Raw genomic sequence first — 16,350 nt, forward strand, 5'->3', positions numbered from 1 at the left:
GACGTTCTCGGCGGCAGGACCGTTTGTACAGTTTTCAACGTATTTGGCGACATATATCGACCACGCCGTCCGGCACCTTCGGCGGCCTCTACAAGATGGTCGGCAATGATGAAAGCGGTTCAGTGGGCTCAGCCTGCTGAACCGTTTTTCTTTTTGTGGTGTCCCTTCGCCGCGACGTGCTGCGCTCGGGTTGCGGTGTCGTTCAGTGGGATTCGCGCGCAGTCGTGCGTTGCGCGGTCTCTTAGGGCATTTGTCCCGACGTGAATTGCGCTTCCCGCGACATCCAGTCAGCGCCGCGCCGCCCGCGCCCGGCGAATTAGCCCGGCTACGGCTACAATGACTGGTTCCCGAAAAAGCCGGCGCAAGCCCTTGTCCGCCATGAACCAGCCTGCCCAAACTGCCAAGCCCGTCCGTCCCGAGCTCGCCTATACCCGCGGCACGGCGCTGCCCGCGCTGCTCAAGTCGCGCATTCTGATTCTGGACGGCGCAATGGGCACGATGATCCAGCGCTACAAGCTCGACGAAGCGCGCTATCGCGGCGAGCGTTTCAAGGACTACGGGCGCGACATCAAAGGCAACAACGAACTGCTGTCCATCACGCAGCCGCAGATCATCAGCGAGATTCACGAGCAGTATCTGGCTGCTGGCGCCGACATCATCGAGACGAACACGTTCGGCGCGACCACGGTCGCGCAGGCGGACTACGGCATGGAAGCGCTTGCAGTCGAAATGAATCTGCAGTCGGCAAAGCTCGCGCGCGCCGCATGCGACAAGTATTCGACGCCCGACAAGCCGCGCTTCGTAGCAGGCGCGATCGGACCGACGCCGAAGACCGCGAGCATTTCGCCCGACGTGAACGATCCCGGCGCACGCAACGTCACGTTCGACGAATTGCGCGCGGCCTATTACGAGCAGGCAAAGGCGCTGCTAGAAGGCGGCGCGGACCTGTTTCTCGTCGAAACGATCTTCGACACGCTCAATGCGAAGGCCGCGCTTTTCGCGCTCGACGAACTGTTCGAAAACACCGGCGAACGTTTGCCGATCATGATCTCCGGCACGGTCACCGACGCCTCGGGGCGCATTCTCTCGGGTCAGACCGTCGAAGCATTCTGGAATTCGCTGCGGCATGCAAAGCCGCTCACGTTCGGTTTGAACTGCGCGCTGGGCGCGGCGTTGATGCGCCCTTACATCGCCGAACTTGCGAAGCTCTGCGACACGTATGTGTCGTGCTATCCGAACGCAGGCTTGCCGAATCCAATGAGCGATACGGGATTCGACGAATTGCCGGCCGACACGTCCGGACTGCTCAAGGAATTCGCCGAAGCGGGTCTCGTGAACATAGCGGGCGGCTGCTGCGGTACGACGCCGGAGCACATCGCGGCGATAGCGAAGGCGCTCGCCGAAGTGAAGCCGCGCAAATGGCCGACGCAGTATCGCGACGCCGCTTAAGCGGCGTCCAGGCAGACGCAACGCAGACGCACCGCAGACGCAACCGAGCCGCACCTAACGCACGCAATCGACTCGCATATACGCCATGACAGATCACACCATGCGCCTTGCCGGCCTAGAGCCGTTCAACGTCACGTCCGGGACGCTTTTCATCAACGTTGGTGAACGAACCAATGTGACAGGATCGAAGGCGTTCGCACGAATGATCCTGAACGACCAGTTCGACGAAGCCATTGCCGTCGCGCGCCAGCAGGTGGAAAACGGCGCGCAGGTGATCGACGTGAACATGGACGAGGCGATGCTCGACTCCAAAGCGGCGATGGTCCGCTTCATGAATCTGATCGCGTCGGAGCCGGACATCGCGCGCGTGCCGATCATGATCGACTCGTCGAAGTGGGAAGTGATCGAAGCTGGCCTGAAGTGCGTGCAAGGCAAGGCGATCGTCAACTCCATCTCGCTCAAGGAAGGCGAAGAAGCGTTCCGCCATCACGCGAACCTGATTCGCCGCTACGGCGCGGCCGCCGTCGTCATGGCTTTCGACGAGCAGGGCCAGGCCGACACGTTCGAGCGCAAGACGCAGATCTGCAAGCGCTCGTACGACTTCCTCGTGAACGAAGTGGGCTTTCCGCCGGAAGACATTATCTTCGACCCGAACATCTTCGCGATTGCCACCGGCATCGAAGAACACAACAACTACGCGGTCGATTTCATCAACGCGACGCGCTGGATCAAGGAAAACCTGCCGTACGCGAAGGTGAGCGGCGGCGTGTCGAACGTGTCGTTCTCGTTTCGCGGCAACGATCCGGTGCGCGAGGCGATTCACACCGTGTTCCTGTATCACGCAATTCAGGCCGGGATGGACATGGGCATCGTCAACGCCGGGCAGCTCGGCGTGTATGCCGACCTCGATCCGGAACTGCGCGAACGCGTTGAAGACGTGGTCCTGAACCGTCGCCAGGACGGCACCGACCGCCTGCTCGAAATCGCCGACAAATTCAAGACCGGCGCCGCAAAGAAAGAAGAGAACCTGGAGTGGCGTAATCAGCCGGTCGAGAAGCGCCTGTCGCATGCGCTCGTGCACGGCATTACGAACTTCATCGTCGAAGATACCGAGGAAGTGCGCGCGAAGATCGCGGCCGCAGGCGGCCGTCCGATCAACGTGATCGAAGGCCCGTTGATGGACGGCATGAACATCGTCGGCGACCTGTTCGGTCAGGGCAAGATGTTCCTGCCGCAGGTCGTGAAGTCGGCCCGTGTAATGAAGCAGGCGGTTGCGCATCTGATCCCGTTCATCGAAGAAGAAAAGAAGCAACTCGCGGCTGCGGGCGGCGACGTGCGTGCGAAGGGCAAGATCGTCATTGCGACCGTCAAGGGCGACGTGCACGACATCGGCAAGAACATCGTGTCGGTGGTGCTTCAGTGCAATAACTTCGAAGTGGTCAACATGGGCGTGATGGTTCCGTGCAACGACATTCTCGCGAAGGCGAAGGTCGAAGGCGCGGACATCATCGGACTCTCCGGACTGATCACGCCGAGTCTCGAGGAAATGGCCTACGTCGCGTCGGAAATGCAGCGCGACGACTACTTCCGCGTGAAGAAGATTCCGCTGCTGATCGGCGGCGCGACCACCTCGCGCGTGCACACCGCAGTGAAGATCGCTCCGCATTACGAAGGCCCCGTGGTGTATGTGCCTGACGCGTCGCGTTCGGTGTCCGTCGCGTCGAGTCTGCTGTCTGACGAAGGCGCGACAAAGTATCTCGACGAATTGAAGTCCGACTACGAGCGCATTCGCAATCAGCACGCGAACAAAAAGGCGCTGCCTATGGTCTCGCTCTCCGAAGCCCGCGCGAACAAAACGCCGATCGACTGGAAAGGCTATCAGCCGGTCAAGCCGAAGTTCATCGGCCGGCGCGTGTTCAAGAACTTCGATCTGAACGAGCTGGCCAACTACATCGACTGGGGGCCGTTCTTCCAGACCTGGGACCTCGCCGGTCCTTATCCGGCGATTCTGAACGACGAGATCGTCGGCGAATCGGCGCGGCGCGTGTTTTCCGACGGCAAGTCGATGCTCGCGCGTCTGATCCAGGGTCGCTGGCTGCAGGCAAACGGCGTGATCGCGCTGCTGCCCGCCAACACGGTCAACGACGACGACATCGAAATCTACACGGACGAATCGCGCACCGAAGTCGCGCTCACCTGGCGCAACCTGCGGCAGCAAAGCGTGCGACCGGTGGTAGACGGCGTGATGCGTCCGAACCGTTCGCTAGCCGACTTCATTGCGCCGAAAGACTCGGGCGTGGCGGACTACATCGGCATGTTCGCGGTCACGGCGGGTCTCGGCGTCGATGTGAAGGAAAAGCAGTTCGAAAAGGATCACGACGACTACAGCGCAATCATGCTGAAGGCGCTTGCCGACCGTTTCGCCGAAGCCTTTGCCGAAGCGCTGCATGCGCGGGTGCGGCGCGACCTGTGGGGTTACGCCAACACCGAAAACCTGTCGAGCGACGACCTGATCGCGGAAAAGTATCGCGGCATTCGCCCGGCGCCCGGCTATCCGGCGTGCCCGGACCATCTGGTGAAGCGTGACATGTTCGAGGTGCTGCAAGCGGGCGACATCGGCATGAGCGTGACCGAATCGCTTGCCATGCTGCCGGCGGCCAGCGTCTCCGGCTTCTATCTCGCGCATCCGGACAGCACGTATTTCTCGGTGGGCAAGATCGGCCAGGACCAGCTGGAAGATTACGCACAGCGAATGTCTCTTTCGAAGGCGGATGCCGAGCGGGCGTTGGCGCCGTTGCTCTAAGCCGGTGAGAGCCGATCTGCCGGCGTGGCGGGAAACCCACTATATCCGGCGAGAAAGACTGAATATTTGCGGCAACGTAATTTTCGGCTTTGTAGACTGAGGCGGCTTGACCCGCCAGACGCGGCTAAAACGCGTCGGCTTAACTAATTGCAACCGTCGACGGAGAAAATCCTATGAAGAAGCTGGTGCTGTTATTGACTGCTGTTTCGCTTGCCGCGGGCGCTTCGGCGGCGCTCGCGCAAACTGCCGCTCCCGGCGGTTCGAGCGCGGTCAGCTCGTACTCCCCGCCCACGGTCAAACACGTCAAGAAACCGAAGAAGCAAAAAATGAAGAAAGGTGAGTCAGCTCCCGCAGTCGCTCCGGCAGCCGCCAGTCAGTAAGCAGGCTGCACGGCCACAGCGCTTTCGGCCTCGCAACGAAAAAGAGCCCGCGTCGAGCGGGCTCTTCTTTCATTCAGACATGAGGCGCGGGCCGCCGGGCATCAGGTCTACGGCAAATACAGCACGCGCATATCCCTCGCGAGCCGATCGCAGTGGCGTGGCTCGCTCGCGAGAATCACAGTCCCCAGACAATGTCTGCGTTCTCTTTTTGCGCGGCGCGCAGCATGTCGAGGAACGGGTAAGCGCGCTGTGCGAGTCCAGGCGGAATCTCGTGATGCTCGTGGCCCTCTTCGCCTTCGTGGAAATGGCCGTCGTGCTCGGCGCGTTCCTGCTTGTCGAAGGTGATGGCCGCTTCGAGTTTGGTGATAGCGTCTGCGAGTTCGTCGTGAGTAATGACGCCTCGTTCACCCAGACGTTTGCCGACAATGCCGACCAGATGCTGTGCCAGATTATTGAGCATGATCACGTCTGGGCAAGCGCGACATTTGAAAGTAATCAGCATGACTGTTCCCTTTTTCGTTATGTTCGATTGACGCGCGAGCGGCGCTCAATGCAGCCGTCAGCGCGCGCTCCGTTAGCTCGCCAAAGAGACGCGGCGGCATCGGCCCTTGCTGGGCATCTGATTGAACATATTAGCACCTGCTAAAATCCGTCTGGACGGAAAAGCGCGCCTCGCTGCGCCGCGCGCACAGGTGCAAGCGGCGCAGCCAGCCCGGCCGGTTCGCGCCTGCATGCCGCCGCGCCCATGCCGTTGCAGGGCGCCGCGCAACGCGCTTATTGTGTTGCAGGCAGCGTGCCCGATGGCGCGTCCGTCATGCCGACGCGTTGACGAGCGAACCGCCGCTTTCCACGCTTCTGACGAATCGGCCGTGCCTGCCGCGCGGCCGGCGCCTCTTCCGCATCACCGGATTGCCTCACTGGACTCGCAACAAGCATGCTGCCCGCACATAAACATACTCTCGAAACACTGCTCGCCGACACGGTGAAGCAGGTAGCTCTTGCCACGCAAGGTGCGGCCGAAGCCGCGTTCGTGTCGCCCACCATCGCGCTGGAGCGACCCAAAGTCGCCGCCCACGGCGACGTCGCGTGCAATGTGGCGATGCAACTCGCCAAGCCGCTGCGCGCCAATCCGCGCCAGCTCGCGCAACAGATCGTCGACGCGCTGCTCGCGCAGCCGCAAGCGCGCGGACTCATTGAAGCCGCGGAAGTCGCCGGTCCCGGCTTCATCAACCTGCGCCTCGCCGCCACGGCGAAGCAGGCCGTGATTGCCGCCGTGCTCGCCGAGAAAGAAACGTATGGCCGCTCGCAACGCGACGCCGGTAAGCATGTGCTCATCGAATTCGTGTCGGCGAACCCGACGGGACCGCTGCACGTCGGCCACGGCCGCCAGGCCGCGCTCGGCGACGCGCTGTCGAACGTGCTCGCGTCGCAAGGCTGGGACGTGCATCGCGAGTTCTACTACAACGACGCCGGCGTGCAGATCGCAACGCTCGCGCTGTCCACCCAGGCGCGCGCACGCGGTCTCGCTCCGGGCGACGAAGGCTGGCCCGCTTCGGCGTACAACGGCGAGTACATTGCCGACATCGCGAAAGACTATATGAACGGCGTCACGGTATCGGCGAGCGACGGTGAACCCGTCACCGGCGCGGGCGACGTCGAAAACCTCGACGCGATCCGCCGTTTCGCGGTCGCGTACCTGCGCCGCGAGCAGGACATGGACTTGCAGGCGTTCGGCGTGAAGTTCGACCAGTACTATCTGGAGTCGTCGCTTTATACCGAAGGCCGCGTGGAGAAGACCGTGCAGGCGCTGATCGCCGCGGGCAAGACCTACGAGCAGGAAGGCGCCCTCTGGCTGCGCACGACCGACGACGGCGACGACAAAGACCGGGTCATGCGCAAAACCGACGGCACGTACACGTACTTCGTGCCTGACGTCGCGTATCACGTCGCGAAGTGGGAACGCGGCTTCACGAAGGTCATCAACATTCAGGGCTCCGATCACCATGGCACGATCGCGCGTGTGCGCGCCGGCCTGCAAGGTCTCGGCATCGGCATTCCCAAAGGTTACCCGGACTACGTGCTGCACAAGATGGTTACGGTCATGCGCAACGGCGAAGAGGTGAAGATCTCGAAGCGCGCGGGCAGCTATGTGACGGTGCGCGATCTGATCGAATGGTCGGGCGGCGCGACGCCGGGCTCCGAAGCCGCTGTCGATCTGATCGACGAAGAAACGATTCGCCGTGGCCGCGACGCTGTTCGCTTCTTCCTGATTTCGCGCAAGGCGGATACGGAGTTCGTCTTCGACATCGACCTCGCGTTGAAACAAAATGACGAAAACCCCGTGCACTACGTGCAGTATGCACATGCCCGGATCTGCTCCGTGATAGCCGAATGCAAGGCCCGCTACAGCGGCGATCAAAGTACTGACGAAAGCGCGCTTGCCAGCGTCGACCTCGCGCCGCTCACGAGCGAGCGCTCAATGGCCTTGCTGAACAAGCTCGCCGAGTTCCCGGACATGCTTCAACATGCCGCCGACGAACTCGCGCCGCACGCGGTCGCGTTCTATCTGCGCGACCTCGCCGGGGAATTCCACTCGTTCTACAATGACAGAGCCGAGCGCGTGCTGGTCGACGATGCCGCCGAACGCAATGCACGCGTCGCGCTGCTGGCGGCCACGCGTCAGGTGCTCGCCAACGGTCTTGCGATCATCGGCGTCTCCGCTCCAGTCAAGATGTAAGTCCTCCGGCGCAACATGTATGCGGCCGTCGTTATAATCGGCGGCCGTTCCAGGATTCTTTTTGCAGGTAATTCGTACGATGGCAAAACCACGCCGCACAACAAAGCAATCGAAACAAACCGGGGGCACTTTTCTCGGCATCGTGCTGGGCCTGATCGTCGGCCTTGCGATCGCGGTAGTGGTGGCGCTTTATATCACCCGTGCGCCTACGCCGTTCGTCTCGAAGGTGGCGCCGCCTGCTGCATCCGATTCGAGCGCGAGCCAGGCGCAATACGATCCGAACCGTCCGCTGCAAGGCAAGACGCCGGGGCAGCCGGTGCCGCAAGCGGCACAACCCGCGCCGCCCAATACCGCGCCTGGCCAGACCAACTCGCAGACGCAGTCGGGCATGCTGGAACAGCCTCAGATCATCGAAGTGCCGCCGACCATCGGCAATAATCCGAACGCCAACGCGAACGGCACCGCGGTCGCTCCGAAGCCGGCTCAGGATAACGGCAGCAGCACCACCGCCGCCGCGCCCGCGAAGAAGCCGCAAGCCACCAGCGCGCCGGCGGCCACGGCCGCGGGTTCGGCGCCGAAAAGCACGTCGTCGGCCACGGCCGCAAACGGCAAACCGGGTTCGGGCGCAGCCCCGGCGCCGGGCGACGCGAACACCGGCTACTTCCTGCAAGTGGGTGCGTACAAGACCGCTGCCGACGCCGAACAGCAACGCGCGCGTCTCGCGTTCCAGGGATTCGAGTCGAAGGTCACGCAGCGCGATGCGGGCGGTGTCACGTACTATCGCGTACGTATCGGACCGTTTTCGAAGTTCGAGGACATGAACGCGAACCGTCAGCGCCTGTCGGACGCGGGCGTGGACACAGCGGTCATCCGTTTCACCAAACAATAAACAGCGAGCGATCCGCCGGCTGCGCCGCCGCCAAACTATCGGTGTGCGGCGCCTGTCACAGGAATCGCAAGCAAGATAAGCATGATTGAGCACGACGGACGATAGAACCGTCGAACGCCGACTTTAAAAACGGTGACGGGCATTTGCGTGGCGCCACTGTTTTACGCCTACCTGGGTCAACAAAACATGAAAAAACTGCTGAGCATTCTGTTCCTCTCGCTGGGGCTCGTCGCAGCCACGGCGCACGCATCGCCGACGGCGCCGGTCGCGGGCAAGGACTACACGGTGTTGCCGAGCGCGCAGCCCACCGACGTGCCCGCCGGCAAGATCGAAGTCACCGAATTCTTCTGGTACGGCTGCCCGCACTGCAACGAATTCAACCCGTACCTTGAAGCATGGGTGAAGAAGCAAGGTGCCGACGTGGTGTTCAAGCGCGTGCCGGTTGCCTTCCGCGACGACTTCATTCCGCATTCCAAGATGTATCACGCGCTCGACGCACTGGGTCTCGCCACACAACTCACGCCGAAAGTCTTCAACGAAATCCACGTCAATAAAAACTATCTGCTGACGCCCGAAGATCAGGCCAAATTCCTCGCCAAAAACGGCGTCGATCCGAAGAAGTACATGGACGCGTACAACTCTTTCTCGACGCAAAGCGCGTTGCAGAAAGACAAGAAGCTGCTCGAGGACTACAAGATCGACGGCGTGCCGACTATCGCAGTCCAGGGCAAGTATGAAACCGGCCCGGCCGCCACCAACAGCCTGCCTGGCACCGTGCAGGTGCTCGACTACCTGGTCCAGCAGGTTCGCGCAAAGAAGATGTAAAACCCGAGGCGCCGGAATGAGCTCACCGTTGAAAGTTTTCATTACCGGCGCGTCAAGTGGAATCGGCCTCGCGCTCGCCGCCGAATATGCGCGGCGCGGCGCGATTCTCGGCCTGGTAGCCCGCCGCGGCGACGCCCTTGCTGCCTTCCAGCGGTCTCATCCGCAGAACCCCATTTCCATCTATTCCGTCGACGTCCGTGACGCCGAGGCGCTCGCCGATGCCGCCGCGCAATTCATCGCGCAGCACGGCGTGCCGGACATCGTAATCGCCAATGCCGGCGTGAGCCGCGGCGCGGTCACCGGACAAGGCGATCTGCGCACGTTCCGCGAAGTGATGGACGTCAACTACTTCGGCGTGGTCGCCACATTCGAGCCGTTCGCCGCGCCCATGATCGCGGCCAGGCGCGGAACGCTGGTCGGCATTGCCAGCGTAGCAGGCGTGCGCGGCTTGCCCGGCTCGGGTGCGTACAGCGCGTCGAAAACCGCGGCGGCGAAGTATCTCGAAGCGCTGCGCGTCGAGATGCGTCCGCTCGGCGTCGGCGTGGTCACGATCGCTCCTGGCTATGTCCGCACGCCGATGACCGCGCACAATCCGTACAGCATGCCCTTCCTGATGGACGCCGATCGTTTTGCCGCCAAGGCGGCGCGTGCGATCGAGCGTCGCACGGCTTACGCTGTGTTCCCCTGGCAGATGCGCGTCGTGGCAATGCTGCTGCATATAGCGCCGCGCTGGCTCTATGACCGCGTGTTCGAACGCGCGCCGCGCAAGCCGCGCGCCGTCGCCGAGTAAATCATGTCACTGCGTGCAGTCGATGCAACCGGCGTCGCGCACGAGAAAGCGGGTGCCGGCGCGCGCATCGTCTCGCTGGTGCCGAGCATCACCGAATTGCTGTTTGCTCTCGGCCTCGAACCGCAGATCGTCGGACGCACCGGCTTCTGCGTGCATCCGCGCGACAAGGTTCGCAACGTGCCCAAGGTCGGCGGCACGAAAGCGGTGAATATCGAAACGATTCGTGCGCTGCAACCTACGCATCTGATCGTCAATATCGACGAGAACGAGCGCCACACCGTCGAACAGTTGCGCGCGTTCGTGCCGCACGTCGTCGTCACGCATCCGCAGACACCGCACGATAACCTTTCGCTCTACGCGCTGCTGGGCGCGATTTTCGATCGGGATAAAGAAGCGCAGCGTCTCGCCGCAATGCTTGAAGCGCGTCTGCACGAGGCCGCCTCACGCGCGTTTGCTGCGCAGAACGTGCTGTATCTGATCTGGCGCGAACCATGGATGACCGTCGCGCGCGACACTTACATTTCCGCGATGCTGCGCCTCGTGAACTGGCACACGCTGCCCGACTTGCAAGGCGGAGCCGCGGGCGCGGCCCGCTATCCGGCGCTCGATTTCGACCACTCGCCGTGGCTTGCCGGCGTCGACCGTATTCTGCTTTCAAGCGAGCCATATCGCTTCACGCAAGCACATTGCGATGCGCTCAAAAGCGATCCGCGAATGGCCGGCAAGCGCATTGAGTTGATCGATGGCGAGATGGTGTCGTGGTACGGCGCGCGCGCTATCGACGGCATCGCTTATCTAGTGAAGCAGGCCTGGTCCGCATGAGCGCGCGGCGCGACTCCATATGAATATGCGGATTATGTTGTTGTCGTCGCAACGGCCCTTCGATAAGCTTTCGCGAAGGCCGGCGCGCGCCTGGTCCGTCAGTCGATCACCAGGTGGTCCCGACTGATGCCGGTCATGCGCGAGCGCTGGAAACGTATCAAAATGAAGTCGACGGCCACGCCGCCGTCGCCCGTCAACGGAACATAACCAGAAACCAGACGCACTGCCTGACTGCGCTTGTTATCGGAGATCTTATGCGCTTCAAACTGCTCGCAGCCGCCGTACTGTTCACAGCGCCCGCGCTCGTGCTCGCCAAACCGCTGACCGTCTGCACCGAGTCGAGCCCCGACGGCTTCGATGTCGTGCAGTTCAACTCGCTCGTCACGACGAATGCGTCGGCTGACGTGATTTTCAATTCGCTGGTCTCATACGACGAAGCCGCAAAGAAAGTGGTGCCGTCGCTGGCCGACAAATGGGACGTGAGCGCGGACGGCCTCACCTACACGTTCCACCTGCGCCCGAACGTGCAGTTTCAGACCACCGACTACTTCAAGCCGAGCCGGCCGCTGAACGCCGACGACGTCGTCTTCACGTTCGACCGCATGCTGAACGACAGTAACCCGTGGCACAAGGTGGCGGGCGCGAGCGGCTTCCCGCATGCTCAGTCGATGGGATTGCCGAAGCTCATCAAGTCGATCAGCAAGGTCGACGACAACACCGTCAAGTTCGAACTGAATGCACCGGACGCGACCTTCGTGTCGATCCTCACCATGGGCTTCGCCTCGATCTATTCCGCCGAGTACGCGGATCAGTTGCTCAAGGCCGGCAAGCAGGTCGATCTGAACTCGAAGCCTATCGGCACAGGTCCGTTCGAACTGAAGAGCTACACGAAAGACGCGGTGATCCGTTATGACGTGAATCCGTCCTACTGGGGCACGAAACCGAAGATCGACCGTCTGATCTACGCAATTACGCCAGACGCCACGGTGCGCGCGCAGAAGGTGAAGGCGGGCGAATGCCAGATTGCGTTGTCGCCGAAGCCGCAGGATCTCGCCGACGCAAAGGGCGACAAGTCGCTCGCCATTGTGCAAACGCCTGCATTCATGACCGCGTTCGTCGCGTTGAACACGCAGAAAAAGCCGCTCGACAATCAGAAAGTGCGCGCCGCTTTGAACATGGCGTTCGACCGCACCACGTATCTGAAGACCGTCTTCGACAACACCGCGACGCCGGCGGTCAATCCGTATCCGCCGAATACGTGGAGCTATGACAAGGCAGTGAAGGCGTGGCCGTACGATCCCGCGAAGGCCAAAAAGCTGCTCGCCGACGCGGGCTATCCGAACGGCTTCGAAACGACGATCTGGGTACGCCCGAACGGCAGCGTGCTGAATCCGAGTCCGAAGGCCGGCGCCGAACTGCTTCAGGCGGACTTCGCCAAGATCGGCGTGAAGGCGGACGTGAAAGTGATCGAATGGGGCGAACTGATCAAGCAGGCCAAGCAGGGCCAGCATGATTCGCTATTCATGGGCTGGGCCGGCGACAACGGCGACCCGGACAATTACCTGTCGCCGCTCTTTAGCTGCAACGCGGTGAAGTCGGGCATCAACTTCGCGCGCTTCTGCAATGAGGATCTCGACAAGCTCATCGCCGACGGCAAGTCCACGCCCGATCAGGCCAAACGCGCGAAAGCGTATCAGGCCGCGCAGCAGATCATCCACGATCAGGCGCTGTGGATTCCGCTCGGCTATCCGACTGCCGCGGCTATCACGCGAACCAACGTGAGCGGTTATCACGTGAGTCCGTTTGGACGACAGAACTTTGGAACGGTGGCCGTGCAGTAGTCACTCGCTGCGCTCTGAAGCGTAAAAAAAGCTCGGAGGCGAAAGCCCCGGGCTTTTTTGTCGACGTCTCAAACTTGGCGAACCATCACGCCGAAAAGCGCATCACTCCATCCGCATCCAGCCTGCGCTTTAGCGCGCCCGCCAGCCACAGCAGATGCAAGTGCGCGAGCGCCTCGCCCATCGCGAACGTCAACTGGTGGATATCGAGCTCGCGCTTGAACATTAGCGGAACGATATCTGCCGCGCTTTGCGGCTTTTGCGCACACGCCTCGCGGACTTCGGCGAGACGCGCGTCGTGATGTTCGCGCAGCTGCCTCACGCGCGTACGCACGCCGCGAAACGGCTTGCCATGCGAGGGCAGCGCGAGCGTGTCCTCGGGCATTGCTTCGTAGCGCGCAAGCGATTCCAGATACAGCGCGAGCGGCGAGCCCTCCGGTTCCATCGCGAAGACCGACACATTCGTCGATATGCGCGGCAAAACCATATCGCCGGAGATCAGCACGCCGATCTCCTCGCAATGCAACGCGCAGTGCTCCGGCGAGTGACCGAAGCCCGTCACCACGCGCCACGTCTTGCCACCGATCCTGACGGCATCCGCTTCGCGCAAGCGTCGGTATTGGTCGGGGACTTCAGGCACCAGGTTCGCGTAATAGCTCTGGCGGCTGCGTAGCTTGTCGAGCGACGCCTCGTCGGTCACGCCATGCAGCGCGAAGTGGCGCGCAGCGCCCTCGCCGCCCGCGTTCGAGCCGTCGCCCGCCGCCATCACGCGAGCCTGCATGTATTCGCCGAGCGTCATCCATAGGCGGGCGTCCCAGCGCTTCTTGTCACCGCCGCTGCAAACCCAGTGCGCGAGACCGACGTGGTCCGGGTGGCAATGCGTGACGATCACGCGCAGCACCGGCAAACCGCCGAGCACGGACTCGAACACCGTCTCCCAGTTCTCCTTGATCGCGTCGGACGCGATTCCGCAGTCGACCACCGTCCATCCGTCCTGACCGTCGATCTGATCCCGCAGCAGCCAGAGATTGATATGGTCGAGCGCAAACGGCAGCGGCATCCGCACCCAGAAGACGCCGGGTACGACTTCCTGCGCGTGGCCGGGTTCGGGCAATGTGTCTTTGAACGGATAGTCGAGTTGATGTTCGAGCGCATTCATTTCGGATGTCTTCCTCCACGCGTTCCGCGTACTTGCCGCAGGTTGCATTCAACCCAAGTTGACGATAACGTAAACGTCGATTCTATCGTTCAATCCGATTTTTTGCCCGGTTACTGAATGTCCCGATGAACACGCAATACACGATCACCGAGCTCGCGCGGGAGTTCGACGTCACACCGCGCGCGATCCGCTTCTACGAAGATCAGGGTTTACTCTCGCCGAGCCGCGAAGGTTCGAGCGGCTTGCGGCGCGTCTACTCGGGCCGCGACCGCACGCGGCTCAAGCTCACGTTGCGCGGCAAACGGCTTGGTTTCACGCTCTCCGAGATTCGCGATCTGCTGGACGTCTATGAATCGCCAACTGACACGGTGCCGCAACTGCAAGCGTTTCTCGCCACGGTCGCGCGTCATCGCGACGTGCTGGAGCGTCAACTGGAAGACCTGAACGCGACGCTCGAAGACCTCGCGCAATATGAAGCTCAGGCGCGGGCGCTGCTCGAGAACGGCACGCACAAGGCACGTGAAGCCAAGCCCGCGTAAGCGGGCGGAGAACCGCCGCCCAGCAGTTTTTTGCCGCAAGTTGAGCCGTGTAACGATGCGGAACAGGAGCATTGAGCGGAGTTAGTCGGAAAAGTCGGCGAGTGCCCTGCAACGCTCAGGTGGCGGCGGGTCATCAACCGGTTGGCGCAATGCGTCGAAGGCGCACTCGAACGATACAATCACGGGTGTCTTCACGACATGAGACGAATGCACGGTCGACATGAATCACTTCCCCAAACTGTTGTCGTCGCAAATCGGCTTTGACGTCGCGGAAACGCTGCTCGAAGGATTCAACCGGCACTACCGGATCTTTCGCGACGCGGCGATCCACGCCAAGGCGCTGTTCGAAAGCGGCGACTGGCACGGTCTGCAAAAGCTGGCTCGCGAGCGCATTACTTCATACGACGATCGCGTGGAAGAATGCGTCGCGCTGCTCGAAGACGAGTACGACGCGGAGAATATCGACAGCGAAGTATGGCAGCAGATCAAGCTGCACTACATTGGGTTGCTGACCACGCATCGTCAGCCCGAGTGCGCGGAAACGTTCTTCAATTCCGTCTGCTGCAAAATCCTGCATCGCTCGTATTTCAACAACGACTTCATCTTCGTGCGCCCGGCGATCTCGACGGAATACATCGAGAACGACGAACCCGCGGCAAAGCCTACCTACCGTGCGTACTATCCCGGCAAGGATGGCCTCGCCGCCACGCTCGAGCGCATCGTCACGAACTTCCAGCTGGAGCCGCCGTTCGAAGATCTGACGCGCGACGTCGGCTGCGTGATGCAGACCATTCACGACTCGTTCGGTACATTCGACGAAGCGCCGAACTTCCAGATTCATGTGCTTTCGTCGCTGTTCTTCCGAAACAAGTCGGCGTATATCGTCGGCAGAATTATCAACGGCGATATGCTGCTGCCGTTCGCGGTGCCGCTGCGCCACGTGCAGCCGGGCTTGCTCGCGCTGGATACCGTGCTGCTCAAGCGCGAACAGTTGCTGATCATTTTCAGCTTCTCGCACTCGTACTTCCTGGTCGATATGGAAGTGCCGTCCGCTTATGTGGAATTCCTCGGCACTATCATGCCGGGCAAACCGAAGGCCGAGATCTACACGTCAGTCGGCTTGCAGAAGCAGGGCAAGAATCTGTTCTATCGCGACTTGCTGCATCACCTGTCGCATTCGAGCGATCAGTTCATCATCGCGCCGGGCATCAAAGGGCTCGTGATGCTGGTGTTCACGCTGCCCTCGTTTCCGTATGTGTTCAAGCTGATCAAGGACAACTTCCCGCCGCCGAAAGAAACTACGCGCGCGAAGATCCAGGAGAAGTATCAGCTGGTGAAACGGCACGACCGCCTGGGCCGCATGGCGGACACGCTCGAATATTCGAGCGTTGCGCTGCCCCTTTCGCGACTCGACGAAGCGCTCCTGCGCGAACTGGAAAAGGAAGTGCCGTCGCTGCTCGAATACGACGGCGACAATCTCGTAATTCGCCATATGTACATCGAACGTCGCATGGTGCCGCTCAATCTGTTCCTGCAAAACGGCAGCGACAACGACGTCGATCACGGCATCAAGGAATATGGCAACGCGGTAAAAGAACTGATGCAGGCGAACATTTTCCCCGGCGACATGCTGTACAAGAACTTCGGCGTAACGCGCCACGGCCGTGTCGTGTTTTACGACTACGACGAGATCGAATATCTGACCGATTGCAACGTGCGAGCGGTGCCCGCGCCGCGTAACGAGGAAGACGAAATGTCAGGCGAGCCGTGGTACTCGGTCGGCCCGCACGACATTTTCCCGGAGACGTATGGCACTTTCCTGCTCGGCGACCCACGCGTGCGCCGCTCGTTCCTGCAGCATCACGCCGACTTCTTCGATCCCGCGCTGTGGCAAAAGCATAAGGACCATCTACTGAAAGGCGAACTGCCCGATTTTTTCCCGTACGACAGCAACGTGCGCTTCTGCATCCGCTACCCGGAACGCTTTGCCGATACGGCATCCAACGCACCGAATGCTCAGGACGCCGCGCAAGCGCCAGAGAACGAGCGCAGCGTAAGAGTCGCATAGCGGCTCGCACGCCGCATGAATGACGCTCGTACGACACCGAATCTAACGTAA

The 16,350-nt window shown here is 61.5% G+C and carries 14 protein-coding genes; 11 read left to right on the top strand and 3 right to left on the bottom strand.

Going from position 1 to position 16,350, the window contains the following annotated elements; translation table 11 throughout:
- Positions 1-378 precede the first annotated feature (378 nt).
- The 3 genes from ACTJLB_RS01165 to ACTJLB_RS01175 all read left to right on the top strand — a co-directional run bounded on the left by ACTJLB_RS01165 (position 379) and on the right by ACTJLB_RS01175 (position 4,632).
- A complete protein-coding gene (locus tag ACTJLB_RS01165; protein WP_020067110.1) occupies positions 379-1,449 on the top strand; it encodes a homocysteine S-methyltransferase family protein in 1,071 nt (356 codons plus the stop codon).
- Between the two features lie 76 nt (positions 1,450-1,525).
- The gene (gene metH, locus ACTJLB_RS01170; protein WP_310066124.1) at positions 1,526-4,252 is read left to right on the top strand and encodes a methionine synthase; all 2,727 of its coding nucleotides are present in this window, start codon (positions 1,526-1,528) and stop codon (positions 4,250-4,252) included.
- Between the two features lie 173 nt (positions 4,253-4,425).
- Positions 4,426-4,632 carry an acid-shock protein gene (locus ACTJLB_RS01175; RefSeq protein ID WP_440782211.1) on the top strand — a complete coding sequence of 69 codons (207 nt, stop codon included), beginning with the start codon at positions 4,426-4,428 and terminating at the stop codon, positions 4,630-4,632.
- Positions 4,633-4,807: 175 nt separating this feature from the next.
- On the opposite strand, the gene ACTJLB_RS01180 is transcribed toward ACTJLB_RS01175, so the two are convergent.
- Positions 4,808-5,134 (bottom strand): DUF1840 domain-containing protein, encoded by a 327-nt coding sequence (locus ACTJLB_RS01180; RefSeq protein WP_020067113.1) that lies wholly within the window; start codon positions 5,132-5,134, stop codon positions 4,808-4,810.
- A 432-nt stretch (positions 5,135-5,566) separates the two neighbouring features.
- On the opposite strand from ACTJLB_RS01180, the gene argS reads away from it, so the two are divergent.
- From argS to ACTJLB_RS01205, 5 genes are all read left to right on the top strand, one after another.
- Positions 5,567-7,369 (top strand): arginine--tRNA ligase, encoded by a 1,803-nt coding sequence (gene argS, locus ACTJLB_RS01185; protein WP_288827055.1) that lies wholly within the window; start codon positions 5,567-5,569, stop codon positions 7,367-7,369.
- Between the two features lie 61 nt (positions 7,370-7,430).
- Entirely contained in the window at positions 7,431-8,258 is an 828-nt protein-coding gene (locus tag ACTJLB_RS01190; RefSeq protein WP_087751023.1) for an SPOR domain-containing protein, read from the top strand.
- A 186-nt stretch (positions 8,259-8,444) separates the two neighbouring features.
- The gene (locus ACTJLB_RS01195; protein WP_020067117.1) at positions 8,445-9,083 is read left to right on the top strand and encodes a thiol:disulfide interchange protein DsbA/DsbL; all 639 of its coding nucleotides are present in this window, start codon (positions 8,445-8,447) and stop codon (positions 9,081-9,083) included.
- Between the two features lie 16 nt (positions 9,084-9,099).
- Positions 9,100-9,873, top strand: coding sequence for an SDR family oxidoreductase (locus ACTJLB_RS01200; RefSeq protein ID WP_310065880.1), 774 nt, complete (start codon positions 9,100-9,102; stop codon positions 9,871-9,873).
- Positions 9,874-9,876: 3 nt separating this feature from the next.
- On the top strand, positions 9,877-10,695 hold the full coding sequence (locus tag ACTJLB_RS01205) for a cobalamin-binding protein (RefSeq protein ID WP_440782212.1): 819 nt from the start codon (positions 9,877-9,879) through the stop codon (positions 10,693-10,695).
- A gap of 98 nt (positions 10,696-10,793) precedes the next feature.
- Here the strand turns inward: ACTJLB_RS01205 and ACTJLB_RS01210 are convergent, their stop codons facing one another.
- Entirely contained in the window at positions 10,794-10,919 is a 126-nt protein-coding gene (locus tag ACTJLB_RS01210; protein WP_440782213.1) for a hypothetical protein, read from the bottom strand.
- Between the two features lie 30 nt (positions 10,920-10,949).
- On the opposite strand from ACTJLB_RS01210, the gene ACTJLB_RS01215 reads away from it, so the two are divergent.
- Positions 10,950-12,536 carry an ABC transporter substrate-binding protein gene (locus ACTJLB_RS01215; protein ID WP_440782214.1) on the top strand — a complete coding sequence of 529 codons (1,587 nt, stop codon included), beginning with the start codon at positions 10,950-10,952 and terminating at the stop codon, positions 12,534-12,536.
- A gap of 85 nt (positions 12,537-12,621) precedes the next feature.
- Here ACTJLB_RS01215 and ACTJLB_RS01220 read toward each other — a convergent pair whose 3' ends face one another.
- On the bottom strand, positions 12,622-13,692 hold the full coding sequence (locus ACTJLB_RS01220) for an MBL fold metallo-hydrolase (protein WP_408419552.1): 1,071 nt from the start codon (positions 13,690-13,692) through the stop codon (positions 12,622-12,624).
- 125 nt (positions 13,693-13,817) lie between these two features.
- On the opposite strand from ACTJLB_RS01220, the gene ACTJLB_RS01225 reads away from it, so the two are divergent.
- Together ACTJLB_RS01225 and aceK are read left to right on the top strand one after the other, a co-directional pair.
- Positions 13,818-14,231: a MerR family transcriptional regulator gene (locus ACTJLB_RS01225; RefSeq protein WP_020067122.1), complete on the top strand. Its 414-nt coding sequence runs from the start codon at positions 13,818-13,820 to the stop codon at positions 14,229-14,231.
- Between the two features lie 220 nt (positions 14,232-14,451).
- Positions 14,452-16,299 (top strand): bifunctional isocitrate dehydrogenase kinase/phosphatase, encoded by a 1,848-nt coding sequence (gene aceK, locus ACTJLB_RS01230; RefSeq protein WP_408413692.1) that lies wholly within the window; start codon positions 14,452-14,454, stop codon positions 16,297-16,299.
- Positions 16,300-16,350 lie beyond the last annotated feature (51 nt).

Source organism: Paraburkholderia sp. 22098, from assembly GCF_052045935.1.
Lineage (GTDB): Bacteria > Pseudomonadota > Gammaproteobacteria > Burkholderiales > Burkholderiaceae > Paraburkholderia > Paraburkholderia caledonica.

Coding starts and splice junctions, on each gene's coding strand:
- ACTJLB_RS01215 (WP_440782214.1), top strand. CDS start 10,950: ATGCGCTTCAAACTGCTCGCAGCCGCCGTACTGTTCACAGCGCCCGCG.
- ACTJLB_RS01180 (WP_020067113.1), bottom strand. CDS start 5,134: ATGCTGATTACTTTCAAATGTCGCGCTTGCCCAGACGTGATCATGCTC.
- ACTJLB_RS01205 (WP_440782212.1), top strand. CDS start 9,877: ATGTCACTGCGTGCAGTCGATGCAACCGGCGTCGCGCACGAGAAAGCG.
- ACTJLB_RS01165 (WP_020067110.1), top strand. CDS start 379: ATGAACCAGCCTGCCCAAACTGCCAAGCCCGTCCGTCCCGAGCTCGCC.
- ACTJLB_RS01225 (WP_020067122.1), top strand. CDS start 13,818: ATGAACACGCAATACACGATCACCGAGCTCGCGCGGGAGTTCGACGTC.
- argS (WP_288827055.1), top strand. CDS start 5,567: ATGCTGCCCGCACATAAACATACTCTCGAAACACTGCTCGCCGACACG.
- aceK (WP_408413692.1), top strand. CDS start 14,452: ATGAATCACTTCCCCAAACTGTTGTCGTCGCAAATCGGCTTTGACGTC.
- ACTJLB_RS01195 (WP_020067117.1), top strand. CDS start 8,445: ATGAAAAAACTGCTGAGCATTCTGTTCCTCTCGCTGGGGCTCGTCGCA.
- ACTJLB_RS01220 (WP_408419552.1), bottom strand. CDS start 13,692: ATGAATGCGCTCGAACATCAACTCGACTATCCGTTCAAAGACACATTG.
- ACTJLB_RS01175 (WP_440782211.1), top strand. CDS start 4,426: ATGAAGAAGCTGGTGCTGTTATTGACTGCTGTTTCGCTTGCCGCGGGC.
- ACTJLB_RS01200 (WP_310065880.1), top strand. CDS start 9,100: ATGAGCTCACCGTTGAAAGTTTTCATTACCGGCGCGTCAAGTGGAATC.